Source organism: Planococcus halotolerans (assembly GCF_003289955.1).
Taxonomy (GTDB): domain Bacteria; phylum Bacillota; class Bacilli; order Bacillales_A; family Planococcaceae; genus Planococcus; species Planococcus halotolerans.
On record NZ_QLZR01000001.1, the window covers coordinates 18,617 to 36,708 of the forward strand.

An 18,092-nucleotide genomic window follows, 5' to 3' on the forward strand; every position below is an offset into this window, starting at 1 on the left:
TCCAAGTTATATTAAGAGAATATTTTCCACCATTTTCCCTTTTGTACAGTTTGTGGCTCCAGCACGTGAAGGTTTTCATTGAGCAGGATGCGGTCATTGTTCTCCAGGAAAATATCGACAAATTCATGCAAATTCTTTTTCTCCAACAGATCCAATCCAGCGTTAAAATGGAATGGACGTTTATCGATACTGTGCACATCTGATCCATATACATGGATTAAGTTTGCTTCAATCAGATCGAATGCCGTTTTTTGGATAGCTTTACCGAAATGCCCCGATACTGAGCCGGCCGTCACCTGCGCCATTGCCCCGTGAAGCAATAGACGATTCAGGCGCTCTGGTTTTTCAATAATGCCTTGGTTGCGTTCGACATGTGCAATGACAGGGATGTAATTGCGGGTAATCAATTGCTGGATAATCGGTACGGTATATCCCGGTACCCCAGAAGAAGGTAATTCCAGCAATACATAGCGGGATTCCGCCATAGTTAACGCTTTTCCTTCATCTAAAAGGTCAGGCAGCTTTTCTGTGAGACGGCATTCCTGGCCGCTGTAAATTTTTAGCGGAAGGTTTTGTTCGGCAATGTAATTGCGTGTTGTTTCGATTTGTGTTTTCAGCTTATCCAAATCTGTTTTGAAATTAGGATGGTAAGCATGAGGAGTTGCTATAATACCAGTAAGCTGTTCGTCTACTGCTTTTTGCAGCAAAGCTTTTGTTTCGTCCATGTTCTGCGCGCCATCATCAAGACCAGAAAGTATGTGTGCGTGTGTATCGATCACTCGGTGTTCCTCCTTATTCGGCCGTAAATAGAGAAGTATATTTGAGTTTCTTCTATATATACTGTTATTTTATTTTTTCGAATTTTTATCACAAAATAAATTTACCAACTTTTTCCTAATCATTTCAAAAGAAAAAGTAAAAAGAGTCGCCTCTTTTTACTCCGTAGCGCCGTAATATTGATAATAGCTGCTGTCTTTTGGAAGTTCAAAATTGTTCAAAACAGCGCCGATTATCCGGCTGTTCGAAGATTCAATCGCTTCTTTTGCTTTTAACGCCATTTCCTTCTCGGTATGCCCGGAGTTAATGACGAGGATCGTGCCTTCGCATTTATTGGAAAGAATTTGTCCATCTGTTACAGATAGAACTGGTGGAGCATCGAAGATGACTAAATCATACATACCTGTCAATTGACGTATTAGCGCATCCATCGATTTAGAAGATAATAATTCTGCCGGGTTTGGTGGAATCGGTCCACATGTCAGAAGATCTAAGCGTTCCACCGCTGTCTGGCGGATTGCTTCTTCTGCTGTCGTCTGTCTAGTTAGTACACTGGATAAGCCGGTTGTATTTCCTGTGTGGAATGTGTAATGGGTTGTCGGTTTTCGCATATCGCCGTCAACAAGAAGAACTCGCTTGCCTTCCTGTGCAAATACCACTGCCAGGTTTGCCGAAGTTGTCGACTTTCCTTCTGATGGCGCTGCTGAAGTTACAACCATGGTGCGGATGTCTGCATCCGGTGATGAGAAAGTTATATTCGTACGAAGTGTACGGAACTGTTCTGCTACATACGAACGGGGCGTTGTATGTGCGATAAGTTTGCGTGCTGTCTGTTGGAGAACTTTTTTCTTCCTAGCCATTCCTTACCCCGCCCTTCTTCTTGATGTCGTTTTGCTTTCCGGTCCGAGTTCCGCTTTTTCGACAATCGGTGAAACGATGCCGAGTAACGGAAGTCCAAGAACATCTTCAATATCCTGCTGGTCTTTCATTGATGTATCCAAATATTCGAGAAGGAATGCAATTCCGACTCCAAGCATCAATCCGACTACTGCCGCGATTGCCATATTCAGCATCGGGTTCGGCGCGACTGGTGAAGGATCTTCTTTTAATACAGCTGGAGATAGAATAGTGACGTTGTCAACATTCATCAATTCCTGTATATTGCTTTCGAAAATGGTTGCCGTCGTATTGGCTATTTCCACTGCGACTGCCGGATCTTCGTCCTGCACGCTAATATTAACAATCTGTGATTGATCTGCATTGCTGACAGTAATTTTACTATTTAACTGCTCTGTTGATAAATCCAAATTTAATTCTTCCACAACAGGCCCCAAAATTACCGGGCTCTTGATGATGCCGGAATATGTATTGATCAATTGTAAATCGGTTTGGATGTTCTGGTTCGTCAATTGGCCTGTTTCAGTGGGGCTCTGGTTGACCAGGATTTCTGTCGATGTCTGGTAGACAGGTGTCAGAACAAGGAATGAGATGACACCGGCGATTGTAATAGCCAGAATCGTAAGTAATGCAATAAGGCCAAGACGCTTGCGGATCGTCTTGAAGAGATCCTGTAAACTGATAGTTTCTTCCATTTAAGTGGTAGCTCCTTTAAGGTCTTTTTTGAACAACTTATGCTAGTATAGCATAATCTGTTACTATATTAACTTCAAATTTATAAAAGATTTCTAGGCTAATAGACGGATTTATGCTATCTTTAGTTTTATATATAGTGTATTGGGAAAGGAGCATTTATTGTTTTGAAAAAACTTAGTATATTACTATCTATACTGTTATGTGGAATAATTTTGATTTTTAGTTATGCTTCCTGGAAAGAGAAACTCGCTTCTGCCGGGAAACCTGCCGAACAGGCAACCGCAGCCGCTCCAGCGGAAGAAACCGAAGAAGAAATGGAAGCGGTGTCCGAAGAAACGGCTGATATCGACTTGAACGAGTTGACTGCTTCGATGGATTCGCAAGTTCAGGAGGTCTTCTTTAATAGGAAAGGACAAGGCGAAAAGGTTCAATTTCTGATCATCGGGTCTGAAGCGATGAATGATGGTGAACCGGGATACGCTGAATTATTAACTGATGCTTTGGAAAGTTCTTACGAGGGGTTCGTAGAGACGGAAGTCATGTCGTTCGAAGGGACTTCAGAAGAATTTTTAATGAGCGGGCCGGAACTCTCGACAGGATATGACGTCGTATTGATGGAACCTTTTACGTTAAAGAATAATGGACGTGTGGAAATCGAGACGGAACATGTACATATCCAAAACGTGTTCGGAGAGATATTAAGTGCTGAAAGTGATGCAGAGCTGGTCCTGCATCCGCCGCAGCCGATTTACGGAGCGCAGTTCTACCAAACACAGGTAAGTGCTTTGGAACAATTTGCAGAAATGCGTGATTATGCGTATATTAACCATTGGGAACAGTGGCCTTCTACAGAAGATTTGGCACTCAAGGAATATTTGACGGAAGACAGCAATCCTAATAACACAGGTGCCGCAGTATGGGCAGATGCATTAATCGCTTATTTCACCGGCAGCTAACGGAGGACAGACAACATGAAAAGAAGCCGACAAAAGGCTAAGAAGAAAAAATGGCCGTGGATCGTCGGGATTTTGGGACTGATCGTTATCGGAGTTGGAATTTACCTATTTAGTGTTTATAACAGCTTTACAAGTACGATGGACGAAATCCATGAACCAATCGACCGACCGGTTTCGGATATGCGTGTTGATGAAGTGAAATTGAATGAGAAAGATCCTTTCTCTGTCCTGCTCCTTGGAGTGGATGAACGCGAAGGTGACCGTGGACGTTCGGATACAATGGTCGTGCTGACGGTGAATCCTGATGACAAGACGACGAAGATGGTGTCTATCCCGCGTGATACGTATACGGAGATTGTCGGACGCGGCATAATGGATAAGATTAATCACGCTTATGCATTTGGCGGAATTGAAATGTCGATGGCAACGGTTGAAAACTTACTGGATATTCCGATTGACTATGTTGTCCAGGTCAATATGGAAGGCTTTAAAGATATCGTTGATGCCGTTGACGGTGTTACAGTAAACAGCCCAATGGCTTTTGACAGTTATTCGGCTGGCGAGATCCATATGAACGGTGACGAAGCTTTGGGTTACGTGCGTATGCGCAAACAGGATCCGCGCGGAGATTTCGGCCGCCAGGATCGCCAGAAGCAAGTTATTCAAGGGATTATGCGTGAAGGCGCATCTATTAACAGCCTGATGAACTATAAAGATATTTTTACGGCACTTGGCGATAATGTGCGTACAAATATGAAGTTCAGCGAAATGGTTGAAGTCCAGAAGAATTACCGCGATGCTGTCGGACAGGTTGACCAGATCATTGTAGATGAAGGTTACGGGGAAACGATCGATGGTATTTGGTATTATATGATGGATGAGAGTGAGCTGGCTGAGATTAAGACGACTTTGAAGGATCATTTGAATATGTGATTTTTATAGAACTGCAGGAAGCTCGCTAGAGCTCCTGTGGTTTTTTGTATGTTGATAACGAAGAAATCATTCCTTACGGACGCTTTCCGCAGCACGGCTTCAACCTCCTCGTCGCTAGTGCTCCTGCGGGGTCTTCAGCTCGCGCTATTCCCGCAGGAGTCGCCGTCTTCCATGATTACTTCTTAGTTAGTCAAAACAAAAAAGCGATACAGAATTTTATCTGCATCGCCTTTTTAGTATATTTTAGCAGAATGACTAGTCGTAACAAAAGCAGCCTCTTTAAGAGTCACTCTTTAGCAGGTAAATTTATCTAATTTCCATTCTCCGAGAAAATACTGCCGCTTCCCCCATGCTTCTTCCACATCCGATAGTTATAAGCTAACTCGATAGCTCCTCCTACTACTGAAATCACTACTAAAGCCATTAAAATCTGCAGTGTAAAAAGTTCCATGATGTAAGCCAGTATAAATGCCGCTATTACAAAGAGTATGCTGAACAGGCTCTGAATCATTCTTCTTCGGTAACTCAAACGAAAAAAGTTCACCTTAAAGCCCTTGTCGACTTTTTCTTTGTCTTTATAGATGAAACTCATGACTGCTATAAAAATGAGTACGATGGCTAATGGGATAAGTATTCCTGCGTAATCCATTTTTCTGTAACCCTCTCCACTCTTTATAGTTTTTCCCTTCAAACTCTCCTTGGTATTATTCACTTATAATTCCGACTAGTTTAACCCTACCATTTTTAAGGCAGCCTGTAGACCTATTTCATTGTGTAAGAAAAAAACTGCCCCAGTCATCTTTCGTGACTTTGGACAGTTCTAGGATTCTATTGCGCCGCGCGCAGGTTGTTATAAGTGATCGCTACTTTTTTTTTGATATTCTGGTGCTTGAGCGGGCGAAGGTTGTATTCGTAGATAAAATGCAGCACGGCTCGGCGTGGGATGTCCAGCTCTCTGGCTGTGACAGACGGCCCTTCATCCTGGACGATGTAATAGTCATGGATTATTTCTTCAATCTGTTTACTGTACTCATTTTCCAGTTTTTCTATGTATTCTTGGTAAGGGTGCATAGTCCTCATCCCGCTTTCTAGTTATTTTATAGTATAGGCATTAGGTCCTTTTTCGATATCTTGAATTAAGTATAACGCCTTATAGACTAAACGACTAGTCTTTTTATCATAAATATTACGTAAATTTTTGATGTATTAATTGGATATTGATGTAACGCTACTTTATACTGGTTTTAACAAGTATTTTATCAATTGGAAATTGTTTTATTCATAATTGGAAATTATTTGACCGCTCTTGGAAAGTTCACTGACTAAGATAGTGGTGTTTTGGATAAAAAACTCAATTTGCGGGGAGATGAGGCAATGATCGGTTCAAGGACATTGAAAAGGGTACGGAATTATCTGATCAAGAAAGCGGAAGCTGAACGCCATTATCTTACAGATGAACATCTGGTGTTCGAGTTCAGCTTGACGAATTTCCTGTTTTTCAACGAGATCCATGCAGAGTTCTGGAATAACGAAGAGCGTCATCCGATTGACAGTGAATTGACGGAAAAAGATAAATTGAAGGTCTATATTCCACTGATGCTGCTGGAAACGATTGAAACCGGCGCCACGGTGAAGGTGTTCATCAATAATAAAGCGGCTTGGCTGACGGCACATCCTTCTTATAAGGAAGGCGATTTTAATGAGAGTCTGCTGATCAACGAGCGTTATTTGACGACGCGGGTGAAAAAGAACCTGCAAATCAGCAACCGGTTTTCAGAGTTCCGGTTTTCAAACGACGAAGTGTTTGCCGAAATTGAAGGGGCTGGCTATGACAGACTGGAATTTGGTCTGGATGTATCTGCCGTTGAATCCGGCAAACCTGTTGAAATTTATGCATTTAAGAACCGGCAGTTTATCATTCTTCACGGTGTGCGGGATAGAGTATCGGGGCATATCCGCCTCCAGGATTTCTCGGAGCTCAGTATGGGCATCTGGCGGTTGTTCGTCCATATGAATGACACGCTGCATCCGCTCCGTATAGACGGACATGATATGGAGGCGTTCACTTCCCTCCGGCATAGAATCCGGCCGATTCGCCGAGGCCATTCCTTCTATTTGGAAGTACGGCCGAATGCCGTGCGGCCGGAAAGGATGCAGATCGAGAATCTGGAGAATGGACGTTTCCGAATTTCGGTTGGCCTGTTGCCTGAAGACGAGGCAGCAGGCGCTGAATACGCGTTGCTGCTGGATGACCAGAAAAGTGGACGCCACGAGACATACCCATTTGTTAAGCAGGCCGGTGCCTTGCGGACGGAAGTTCCTTTGGAGGGCTTGATCGGGACTTTATTCGCGAAGCGCTTCTTCCTGCTGCGGCAAAGCGAGGAGCCGAAAGTGTCACAGTTCCTGCTGGATACGGAACAGCTCAGCCAAAGTACTTTGCGGTTTGGAGTGATTGCAGATTCACAACACGTAAAATTGCGTTTCTATAAACGGAAGGATAAATCGCTTGGCCTGAAGATTACGCGTCCGAAGCTGCGGAAAGCGATCAACGATATTGACGGCTTCCGTGTGGATGGTTCCATCGGGTCGACGGACGAATTCATCAATGCGACGGCCTACCTCCTGCTCGAAGACCGCTTTTCGCTCGAATCGCGGCAAGTGCCGATCCACGATAATTTCAGGATCGATGTGGAAGACTGGAATTTAATCGGCCTGAAGAGCAAGGACAAGACGATTTTCGACTTTTTTGTTGTTGTTGAAACGGATTCCGGTGAAGTAATCCGAAAAGAGAAAATTAAATATCGGAAAGCCGATTATAAGAAAGATGCCTTCTATAGTTACAGGGTGTTGCGGGACGAAGAATATAACGAACATCATTTCATGTTCACGACGACGCCTTTCAATAATTTGAAGATCGAGACGTTCACGGTGCCGGCAGATATCCGGATTCCGGCAGATGTGTCCGTCAAGGATCCGAATGTTTGGCTGGTCGGCGAGCGCAGCAATACCGCACAGGACAATGGCATAGTGCTGTTCCACTGGCTTCGTGAAAACACAGACATCGAGGCTTATTACGTCATCGAAGGCGACAGCCTCGATTACGAGCCGATCCAGCACATGAAGAATGTACTGGTTTTCGGTTCGCCGGAGCATTTCGAAGTGGCGTTCCGTGCGGGTGTTCTGCTGTGTACGCATGATATTGAAAATATCCTGCCGTATAAACCGGCGCTTGGCTTCTTCGGCTACGAGAATACCAAGAAGATCTTCCTGCAGCACGGCGTCCTCGGCCGCAAGAATGTCGAGTACCACAAGCGCAATTATGAGCTGCCGTTCGATTTGTTCATCGTCAGCTCGGAACCCGAAAAAGAAGCCGTTGTAATGGAAGAGATGGGTTATTCCGACGAGGAAGTGGCTGTTACGGGACTGGCGCGTTTTGACCGCCTCGTGCAGAATAAAAAGCCGCGTGATATTTTGCTGATGCCAACGTGGCGCGATTGGATCAATACGGATGAAGCATTTTTGGCCAGTGAGTATTATTTAACATATACGAATTTGATTCAGAACGAGAAGTTGCTGCGGCTGCTGGATGAGCATAATATCAATTTGAATTTCTATCCGCATTACCGGGCGCAGAACTATTTCCAGAACGGCATCCACGATATGCATGAAAGGATCAAGTTTATCCCCCTCGGATCTGTGACCGTTCAGCGGCTGCTGATCCGGCACGCATTGCTCATAACGGATTACAGTACGGTGAGTTTCGACTTTACGCTGCTCGATAAGCCGGTCGTGTTCTATCATTTCGATGCGGAGCGTTTTTTCCGCCGCGGCATCCTGCGGCCGATCGATGAGACATTCGTCGGCGGGATCGCGAGCCACGAAGAAGAACTGGTGAGCATCATCGAGGACCGGATCCTGCATGACTTTGCGAATTTCAATATCGACATCTCGGGTATTATCAAGTATCAGGACCAGGATAATTGCCGACGTATTTATGAGAGTGTGCGCGGCTTGCTTGATGGTGAACGGGTTGTGGATGTGGTTGAAGGTGAGCTGGACCGGGTTTAAAGTATAGTTGGTTTTGTTAAATAGTTTCGCTGAAGGAGAACCTGAGAGGGTTCTCCTTTTTTGTTGGGTTGGATTGTGTGGGGGTTGTCTAGTGTACTGGTGGCCCTTGTGTTTTGCCGTTATAGCAAGTTTTTATATCTATATATTGAAATTATCGATTGTATAATATTTCGAGTCTAAAGTAGCTGCAAGAGTCGCCTATATGACTAGGATATGTTTTGAATAGTCCATTTGTTTTAAACCTTTCATATTATTTTGATATATAACTGTAATGTTATTGCAATAGAATTGACCTTGTATTACAAAGCTATACTCCTTATAGTAAGAGCAGATCAAAAATATAACAGCAAGTAGAAATTGATATTAAACCTTTATCAGCAACCAGACACGGCTATCAAACATATGATTGGGGAATAATAATGAGAAAACTTATTTTTACTTTATTCGCGAGCACGATGATCTTTTCAGGAACTATTTCAGCAGCAGGCGCACAAACTACTACACCAGTTACTGCACCATCAAGCGAGTTGGTCCAACAGGTATCGGCCGCAAAAGCGACTGCTAAATCCGGAACATTTGTCACTAAATACAACTCAAATGTCCGCGTAGATGCGGGTATTCATAATAAACGAATCCTTACAGCTAAAAAAGGCACGAAAGTGACTGCCACTCACCAAAAGAAATACGGCAGCCAAGTTTGGTACAAAGTGAATGTAAACGGCAAAACAGGCTGGATCTTGAGCACATTGCTGTCACCTTCAACTTCTAAGGTATCAGCTGCTTCAACATCAGTTTCAAGTTCAAGCATCGTTTCAACTGCAATGGCGTTACGCGGCATTCCTTACAAATTCGGCGGCACGACAACAGCCGGCTTTGACTGCAGCGGATTCACACAATACGTATTCAAGAAAAACGGCAAGAACCTTACACGCACGACGTTGACGCAATTTGCTGAGACGGATAAAGTTACGACTCCTAAAGTCGGCGACCTTGTCTTCTTCGCAAACACATACCGTCCAGGCATCTCACACGTTGGAATCTACATCGGCAACAACCAGTTCGTACACTCCGGCGGAGCGAAAGCTGAAGTCAGAAGCTTGAGCGATTCTTACTGGGGCCCTAAATTCCACAGCTTCAGACGCTAAGTTCATAAAGTTTATCTGTACGGTGAGGCATCCATATAATTGGGTGCCTTTTTTATGTTTGCTTTTAAGTAGCCGTCATTTGAATATGGCAAGTGATAATTAACTCGCTTGGATGCAGGTTTAGTTGACGTATAGATTTGAGATAGTGTCGTATAGATATGAGTTGGTGACGTATAAAGTGTTTTTGTTGTCGTATAGCGCGTTTTACTTAACGGGTCGATTTTTGATGGGGGTTTCCCCGTAAAAAAAGCACATGTGAATGGAAAGCAGTCCGCCCGCGGACTGCCCAGGGGGCGGCGGTTGCCGCCCGATCCATTCTAATAGTAGGTTGACTCTCATGGGTGAAGTTCTATCTGTTGATTTTGGACGGCTATCTTATGATTTAGCATTTCTATCTTACGTTTTTCGAGTTGTATCTTACGGTTTGCGACTCTTATCTTACGAATAGACTTTTCCTCCAGCTCTCATCGAAAGAAAAGTGCATGTGTAATGGAAAGCAGTCCGCCAGCGGACTGCCCAGGGGGCGGCGGTTGCCGCCCGATCCATTCTAAGAGTGGGTTGGCTCTCATGGGTGAAATTCTATCTGATGATTTTGGCCGGCTACCTTATGATTACGCATTTCTATCTTACGGTTTTCGAGTTGTATCTTATGGTTTGCGACTCTTATCTTACGAATAGACTTTTCCTCCAGCTCTCACCGAAAGAAAAGTGCATGTGTAATGGAAAGCAGTCCGCCAGCGGACTGCCCAGGGGACGGCGGTTGCCGCCCGATCCATTCTAATAGTGGGTTGGCTCTTATGGGTGAAGTTCTATCTTATGGTTTTGGCTTTCTATCTTATGATTTAGCATTTCTATCTTACGTTTTTCGTGTTGTATCTTACGGTTTTCGCTTCTTATCTTACGAACGCACCTCTCCTCCGGCTCTCACCATAAGAAAAGTGCATTCGAATGGAAAGCAGTCCGCCAGCGGACTGCCCAGGGGCGGCAGTTGCCGCCCGATCCATTCTAATAGTGGGTTGATTCTTATGGATGAAGTTCTATCTTATGATTTTGGCCTTCTATCTTACGATTTCGCATTTCTATCTTACGTTTTTCGTGTTGTATCTTACGTTTTCCAAGTTTTATCTTACGATTTCCGACTCTTATCTCACGAACACCCACTTCCTCTCCCCTAACCCACAAAAAAAAGCATATCACCCCCTACGGAATGATATGCTTTGCACCTGGTACTTTCTTCAGCACCCAGACGATCAAAAATGAGAGCGTAAATATGAGAATCCACACAAACGGGACGCCTACCGCTGCGTTGACCATGGTTTCATTGATATCAAAGAATTTATTGAGATAGAATTGCACCAATGGGTGGATCACGTAGATGCCGAGTGTGGCCAGGCTGATTTGCGTGATGATCGGGTTTGGTTTGATGTGTGGCCCGAGCTGCTGGAATAAAGAGAAAACAAAAATGCTGATGACTATTTGTGTCGGGCGGTAATGCTCATAGTAGAATTCGTCGAGTGCGCCGTTTTTGACTGTCAGGTTATGTGTGCCGTAGATGGTCGCCAGATAAGCGATGAACGATAGGCCAAAAAGAGGCCATATCGCTTTCTTCGGCAGCGGATAACGCACGAGATAGGCTCCTAACAGGAAGTAGCCGATATAGGGATGGAACAGGCCTGCGACGAGTGCTGGTTCGAAGCCGTACATTTTTTGCACAAACGGCAATAACCCTGAGAAAAAGAACCAGATACCCAGAAAATAGAGAAATGTTTTCTGGTCCATATTCTTGACGAGAATTTTTAGAAACGGTGCCATTATGTAGAGGCCGATGATGACGTACATAAACCATAGGTGATAATAGACGTCGTCAGTGAGAAACAGGACGATAATTTCCCACAAAGTATAAGACTCGCCCTGCTCGAACACTTTATAAGCTATGTAGACGCCGCTCCAGAAAATCAGCGGAATGATGACTTTAGTCAGCCGCCGCTTGAGGAATTCGCCGATGGGGTCTTCCCTCTTCAGATTAAGCAGCAAGGCGCCGCTGAGCATGAAGAAGACAGGCACACACCAGCGCAAGCCGGAATCGATCCAATTGGCGAATTGCCACTCCCACTCGCCGGCGTGGCCGGTATTGATGATTTTTGAAACAACATGGACGCCGACTACTGTAAAAATCGCCAGTACCCGCAGCCAGTCCATATAATCGTATCGTTTTGCCATAAGTGACTCCTTCTGAGGGATTAATATTTTCATTCGAGTTTATTGCAATATTCCCTCAGCAATAATACCTGAAACTCCACATAAAAAGAAGCGCCGGCTGGCATAATGCCCCGGCGCTTGTTTTATTGATCCTGATTCGTTATCGCTGAGATCTGGTAATCGCCGAAGCGGTCAATGACGATGGTGTAGATGACCGCGTGGCTGATGGAGACGAGTTTATCGTCTTCCTGGTCATGGAATGTGAATGTCGCATTCGCAGTGATGTAGGCTTCGTTGTCACCGATTTCGATGTCCGTGATGACGGGCTCTACCGCCTGGAATACGCGCTGCTCGCCTTTCAGCCCTTCAACCATTTCGTTGCCGGCCATTTCTCCCTGGCTGCCTGACAGCAGGAAGAATTGATAAAAGGTGACTTCGTCGTCATTGAGTGAATATGGAACCAGCTCATAGAAATCCGAGATGAATCCGCGTAGCGCTTCTTCTTCGAAGCTGGCATCCGGAACTTCAGGCTGCCATGCATCGCTCTCGGCTGGAAGCGGATTTTCCGCCCATTCCTGCAACTGGTCGTTGACTGTGTAAATCGGAATCGAGTAGCCGATGTCCGGATTATCTGTCAGAACGATTGAGTTGATGCCGAGGATTCTGCCGGATTCTGCTGAGATTAATGGTCCACCGCTCGATCCCTGTTTGATCTTCGCAGTCATTTCGTAAAGGTCTTCGTATTTATAACCATCGAAGAAGTCCATCCCTGTAGCGGTGATTTCGCCTTCTGTCGATGTATTATTGATGTTTTCAGGACTGCCGAGCGCAAACACTTTCGTGCCCGCTGACACCTCCTGCATTTCCACGTCCATCGCCGCTTTGCCTGCAATCTCCGGCACGCGAATCAAAGCGATGTCCGTTGTTCTGGAAAAGCCGACGACCTGGCCATTGAATTCCTGGCCGTTGCTGTTTTTAACTGTTACGTATTGTGAGTCTTTGACGACATGTGCGTTGGTGAGGATATCGCCTTTATTGTTGAATAGAAAACCGGATCCCTGGTCAAGGTCGGTATAGATTGTGTAAACGTATGTTTTCGCGTTCGCGATCATTGATGATAGATCCGGTTCCGGGACAACTACCAAACTGTCATCCGGCTGGTCCACTTCTTCCACCGTTTCGTTCTGGATCGCATCGCTGCTTTCTTCTGTATCCGTGGCTTCTTCTGCAGAACCATCTTCTCCCGGCTGCTGGGTCTGGTCGTTGACAGTGCCCGGCTCAATCGTCTCCGGTTCGTCTTCTATGACGACGTTGACGCCGCCTCCACCTTGGTACTCACGCTCTGAGAAAGAGGTTTTTTCCAGTGATTCGGTGGTCGATTGTTCTTCCGGACTGGCGATCATCAAATAGACGCCCGCTCCGACTGCTGCCAAAAACAGAATGGTGACAAGCGTAATCAGCCAATTCTTTTTCTTGGGTGTATTGCTATTTCTCATATCTACTCGTCTGTTCAATAAAATCAGCTCACTTTTTTTGATTCATTGCATCACTCATTATATAGACGGATGAACCCTATGTATAGTTTCATTAAGATTGCAGAAATATTACGCGTCTTACCTTTGACAGATATTTTAGATATGCTAAAACCGATATTCCGCAAAACAGCTTCGCTTTCCTGGCTGCTTGCGCTGAGCTAACTCGTGCTCGTTACACTTCGCCCGAGTGGATCTCAGCACTTCACTTGGTCGCCTGGGAGTCTTCGCTGTTTTGCTCCATATCTTAGAATGTTTTCTGTAATTTAAGAAGCCTTAAGTACTAATCAAGAACAGCATGCCTTCTATCTATAGCAAGCTAAAATGTAGCGACAGCCGGTGAAGTGCAAAGATGTGCTCCTGCATCGCTGCGCTGCTTCGTCGCAAAGACATGACCTCGCATGCTACGGCCAATGTCTTTCCTGCGGGATCTAAAGCGTGTCCTGAGACCCCACAAGGAGCGAAGCGGATGAGGAGGCTTAGGCCGCTCCCCGCGGAAAGCTTCCGGCTAGAGCGAAATGATTTCAGAAGACGTCGATTATTAATTATTACATAAAGAAAAAAGCCGAGAGCATCCGCTCCCGGCTTTCTTCATTTTATTCTATTCCAGTTGCCCGTACATCAATACAAGAGCACGGTAAAGGACTGACGCAGTCTCTCCACGCTTGATGTCATCTTTCGGAGCAAAGACATTGTTATTGCGTCCTGTCATCAAGCCAAGTGCATAAGCTTGTGAAACTGCTTCTTTAGCGTAATTTGAAACTTTGCTTTGATCTGCATATTCGTGCGAAAGATCAAGGCCTTCAAGAAGTGAAGGATCTTCATATTTCACAGTTCGGATCATCATAACTGCAGTATCCTGGCGTGAGATGTCAGCGTTCGGGCTGAACGTGCCATCCGGATTGCCTATTACAATACCAGCACGGGCAGCCGCTTCGATGTATTTCGCAGCCCAATGTTTAGCTGATACATCATTGAATGTTCCTTCGAAGTCCTCAACCGGAAGGTCAAGTGTACGAACCAGAAGCGTTGCATACTCAGCGCGAGTAATGTCAGCTTCAGGTGCGAACAAGTCAGCTGTTTTACCTTGGATGATTCCAAGTGTTGCAAGAGCTTCAATTTGTTCTTGAGCCCAGTGTTCTTGGATATCAGCAAATGTTACAACTTCTACATCGCCTTTGAAGATCGAGAATCCAACTTCTGCTTCGTTTCCAGCTACATCAACTACTGATACTACATAGTCATTTTGGCCTTCATCAAGAACAGGTACATTGAATGTGATGTCTTTGTTGAACGCATACATACCGTATGGCTCAGTGATTGCTTTGCGGAATACTTCAGAACCGTCAACATAAACTGCGATTTCGTCGAAGTTATCTTGTACGTTTACTGTTACTTCCGCTTCTTCTGTTGCCAAATCTACCCTTTCAGGAGCGTCTACAACTTCTACTGTTGGAGCAGTTGTGTCAACCAGAACCTGACGGCGGATTTCCATTTCATTGTTAAACTCGTCTACGGCTTTAACTTTAAGATTGTGGACGCCGTCTTCCAATGTTACTGTGTGTTCGAAGTTCACGCCATCAAATGTGTCAACTTCTACACCGTTAACTGTTACAGAAACGACGTTTGAATCGTCTTCAACTGTACCAGCAACCGTTACTTCATTCGAATCAAGGTATTCCATAACTTCAGGAGTTTCGATGAAGATTACTGGATGTGTTGATTCTTCAGCTGTAACTTGTAATTCAACTTCTGTTGCGTTGCCTGCTACGTCGTAGAACTTAGCAACCAATTTATCAGTTTTCTTAACATCTGCAGTTACTGCAAATTGAGTAGTCGAAGGAGCAAGTGACTCGTCTTCGTCTTCTGTTGTTGCATCTTCAGTGATTTCTTCGCCGTTCAAGTAAACTTCCCAGCGGTCAGCGCCAGTGTTGTCAGTGAACGATGAAACTTCTACAGTTTTCGTAGCAGCGTTGTAAGTCGCTTCTGCTTCAGGAGCAACCGTATCCACTGTGATAGGGAATTCGATTGATTGCCATTCAGCATCCGGGTAATCAATTACAGCGCGAAGCTGGATTTGATAGTCGCCATCTGCAACCACTTTACCGCGGGCTTTACCATCCCAAGCAAAATCAGGGTTGTACGTGTAAGAAGATGTACCTGAGTAATGCTTCGTCAAGTTTTCAGCTGTACGGATCGTGCGGATTACTGTGCCCGCTTCGTTCAGGATATTCACTTCGAATTCCTTCGCGTTACGGATCAATGAATAAACAGGGATTACAGAGTCAACCGATCCGTCACCATTTGGTGAGAATGCGAATTTCTCTGGGTCATATACGTCTTCGCCTAGGTGCGTTCCGCCGTTAAGGATGTTGCCATCGCCATCAGCAAGAAGTGTCATGCCGTAATAAGTCATAACTTCGTCCCATGCAAAGTAATCAAAGATTCTTGCATCGTCCCACTCGCCGTTAAAGCCGAAGTAAGGAACTACTAGAGAAGTGTTGCCAGTGACTTCTTCATTTACGTCAGTCAAAGTGACAAAACCGTCAACAAAGAATCCGTTTTTGTAGAATGCATCAAGTTCAGCGCTGACAGCAGAGATATCAACAGTAACCGGGATTTCAACAGAACCGTTAGCAGGAACTGTTACAGTTTCTGGAGCTGCAATTGAAGCATCTTCCGTGATTACAGTTGAACCGTAAGCAGGATTATTCGGGATTGTTACAAAGTAATTGCCAGCGTTAACTGGAGTATCAACTTGTACATTTACGTCAACAGCATATTCAGCCGCTTCATCAGAGAAGTTCTCTGCTGTCAAAGTGAATGTGTATTGATCGTTTTTGATTTCTTTCAAAGCAACTTTCGCTTCGCCAGTCGCTTCATTTGTTACTACAACGTCAGTTGAAAGGGCATCGTGCAATTGCATCAAACCAGCACCTTGGCGGCGTGGAGATACGAATTCTCCATCAGCAAGTTCAACAGGGTTAGCTGTGTTCATCATCAAGTTTTTCGCAAACTGAACGCGGTCAGCGCCCGTCAATCCGAATTCTGCGTCAACTCGTTGGTAAACTAGTGTCGTACCACCCGATACGTGTGGAGCCGCCATAGACGTTCCGCTCATTAGGCCGTACTCATCATTGTTCAAAGTGGAGAAGATGTTTCCGCCCGGAGCCGTGATTTCTGGTTTGAAATCAAGGTTCGGAGTTGGACCCCATGAAGTGAAATTACTCATTTCACCAGCTGTCGGGCTTGGTGTTTCAACGTTATCGCCTTCGAAAGATACAGTAACTGTGTTGCCTGCATCGATTTCAGCTTTCATCGCCAATCCATCAGCCTGCAATGTAGACATGTATGGAATTTTGATGGCAGCATCAGAAGCCATATTGATCGTGCCTGTTGTGTTGTTGTAAACAATAACACCAGCAGCGCCAGCCGCTTGTGCGTTCAGACCTTTGGTAACAAAAGCAATTTCGCCGCGTGAAATAAGCGCGAATTTACCAGTGAAATCTTTTCCTTCAAAATCAGCTGCGTGACCGAAGCCTGCAAATTCAACTTCATATGAAGCGTTTGGCAATTCGATTGGATCAGCGTCATTTGCAAGAAGGTACATTGCTTGTCCAGCTTCTACACCATTTACATGGTAATCAAAGCCGAAGCCAGTAACAACAGAGTTTTCGAATGATGCTACACCGAATGATTCTTTAGAAACACTTGGTGAACCAGTCAAACCGTAATCCTGGTTCTCAGCGTACGGATACCAAGTACCAGATCCGAACATATCTGAGTTACCGGCAGAGATTGCTACAAGGATTCCGTTTTCAGTTGAGCGTGCAACTGCCATTTGCTCAGGGTTAGTTGAATCAACATAACCAGCAGTGGATCCCAGAGACATGTTGATGACATCTGCGCCAAGTTTGATGGAATCATCAATTGCTTTAACGTAGATATCGCCGTAAGTTGAAGCGAATTGTGGATCGTTGCCGAATACTTTCAAAGCCAGTAATTGTGTTTCAGGAGCTACACCTTTAAGGCCTGGGTTTTCAGCTTCTTCGTCACCATTTGCGCCTACTGTGCCGGCAACGTGCATACCGTGCATAGAAGCATCTGGTCCAAGGTCAAGAATTTGGTTGTTATCGTCCATATAGTTCCAGCCGAAAGGAACTTTTGCAGTGAAATATTCACCGTTTTCGATAGAACCATCAGCAAGCAAAGCCTGCAATTCATCTTTCGTGATGTCTCCAGTAGAGTCATCAGTCAAAACCATGTCTTTATGCGAAGGATCGATTCCTGTGTCGATAACACCGACAACCATTCCTTCACCTTTGTATCCATAATCGCCCCAAGCCTGTTGAGCTTGAACCAATGCTTTAGAGTATTTCATTTCAGGCTGTACAGAAGGACGCGTGTATTCAGTCGCTTCGTATACTTTCTTAACGCCTGCAGTATTCGCGATTTCTTCAACTTGTCCAGCTGCTACATTAGCAGAGAAACCGTTGAAAACAGTCGTGAAGTTTTCAAGATATGTAACACTTGGTGCAGCCATTTTCACAGCCGACTGGACAGTCGCCTGATCAGTTTCTACAGCCGCTTCCAGACTTGCTTTTTGTGACTCAGGAAGATCTTTGTAAAGAACTCCTTGTTGAGTCGCCGTTTCAATTGTTGGCGCTTTTTCAAGTTCCACAATCACACGGACTGTTTTAGATGGGTCTTCCGGATTCACGAACTTTTCCGGAACTTTTACAGCTGGTTTTTCAGCATTTAAAGTCGGAAGGTCCGATAAGGACTTGGTCGTCGCCGCAGATACGCCGGTTAAACCGAAGACAGCAGAGCTGAGCGTCATCATTACGACTAACATCGTAACTAACGCCGTTTTAAACTTCTTCAATGTT

The 18,092-nt window shown here is 44.9% G+C and carries 12 protein-coding genes; 4 read left to right on the forward strand and 8 right to left on the reverse strand.

What is annotated here, in order from left to right:
* Positions 1 to 11 precede the first annotated feature (11 nt).
* The 3 genes from DP120_RS00085 to DP120_RS00095 form a co-directional block, all read right to left on the reverse strand.
* Entirely contained in the window at positions 12 to 779 is a 768-nt protein-coding gene (locus DP120_RS00085; protein ID WP_112221158.1) for a tyrosine-protein phosphatase, read from the reverse strand.
* A 156-nt stretch (positions 780 to 935) separates the two neighbouring features.
* Positions 936 to 1,637: a CpsD/CapB family tyrosine-protein kinase gene (locus tag DP120_RS00090; protein WP_112221159.1), complete on the reverse strand. Its 702-nt coding sequence runs from the start codon at positions 1,635 to 1,637 to the stop codon at positions 936 to 938.
* 3 nt (positions 1,638 to 1,640) lie between these two features.
* A complete protein-coding gene (locus tag DP120_RS00095; protein WP_112221160.1) occupies positions 1,641 to 2,369 on the reverse strand; it encodes a YveK family protein in 729 nt (242 codons plus the stop codon).
* Between the two features lie 213 nt (positions 2,370 to 2,582).
* Here DP120_RS00095 and DP120_RS00100 point away from each other — a divergent pair, with 213 nt between their 5' ends.
* Both DP120_RS00100 and DP120_RS00105 read left to right on the forward strand, forming a co-directional pair.
* Entirely contained in the window at positions 2,583 to 3,326 is a 744-nt protein-coding gene (locus DP120_RS00100) for an SGNH/GDSL hydrolase family protein (protein WP_112221161.1), read from the forward strand.
* 15 nt (positions 3,327 to 3,341) lie between these two features.
* On the forward strand, positions 3,342 to 4,259 hold the full coding sequence (locus DP120_RS00105) for an LCP family glycopolymer transferase (protein ID WP_112221162.1): 918 nt from the start codon (positions 3,342 to 3,344) through the stop codon (positions 4,257 to 4,259).
* Positions 4,260 to 4,569: 310 nt separating this feature from the next.
* Here DP120_RS00105 and DP120_RS00110 read toward each other — a convergent pair whose 3' ends face one another.
* Both DP120_RS00110 and DP120_RS00115 read right to left on the reverse strand, forming a co-directional pair.
* Positions 4,570 to 4,971 (reverse strand): hypothetical protein, encoded by a 402-nt coding sequence (locus DP120_RS00110; protein ID WP_165843678.1) that lies wholly within the window; start codon positions 4,969 to 4,971, stop codon positions 4,570 to 4,572.
* Positions 4,972 to 5,087: 116 nt separating this feature from the next.
* Positions 5,088 to 5,330, reverse strand: coding sequence for a hypothetical protein (locus DP120_RS00115; protein ID WP_112221164.1), 243 nt, complete (start codon positions 5,328 to 5,330; stop codon positions 5,088 to 5,090).
* A gap of 303 nt (positions 5,331 to 5,633) precedes the next feature.
* Here DP120_RS00115 and DP120_RS00120 point away from each other — a divergent pair, with 303 nt between their 5' ends.
* Together DP120_RS00120 and DP120_RS00125 are read left to right on the forward strand one after the other, a co-directional pair.
* Positions 5,634 to 8,327, forward strand: coding sequence for a CDP-glycerol glycerophosphotransferase family protein (locus tag DP120_RS00120; RefSeq protein WP_112221165.1), 2,694 nt, complete (start codon positions 5,634 to 5,636; stop codon positions 8,325 to 8,327).
* 419 nt (positions 8,328 to 8,746) lie between these two features.
* Entirely contained in the window at positions 8,747 to 9,472 is a 726-nt protein-coding gene (locus DP120_RS00125; RefSeq protein WP_112221166.1) for a C40 family peptidase, read from the forward strand.
* A gap of 1,200 nt (positions 9,473 to 10,672) precedes the next feature.
* Here the strand turns inward: DP120_RS00125 and DP120_RS00130 are convergent.
* The 3 genes from DP120_RS00130 to DP120_RS00140 all read right to left on the reverse strand — a co-directional run bounded on the left by DP120_RS00130 (position 10,673) and on the right by DP120_RS00140 (position 18,088).
* Positions 10,673 to 11,692: an acyltransferase gene (locus DP120_RS00130; protein WP_112221167.1), complete on the reverse strand. Its 1,020-nt coding sequence runs from the start codon at positions 11,690 to 11,692 to the stop codon at positions 10,673 to 10,675.
* Positions 11,693 to 11,814: 122 nt separating this feature from the next.
* Positions 11,815 to 13,167, reverse strand: coding sequence for a S1C family serine protease (locus DP120_RS00135; RefSeq protein ID WP_112221168.1), 1,353 nt, complete (start codon positions 13,165 to 13,167; stop codon positions 11,815 to 11,817).
* 637 nt (positions 13,168 to 13,804) lie between these two features.
* The gene (locus DP120_RS00140; protein ID WP_338066458.1) at positions 13,805 to 18,088 is read right to left on the reverse strand and encodes a S8 family serine peptidase; all 4,284 of its coding nucleotides are present in this window, start codon (positions 18,086 to 18,088) and stop codon (positions 13,805 to 13,807) included.
* Positions 18,089 to 18,092: the final 4 nt, after the last annotated feature.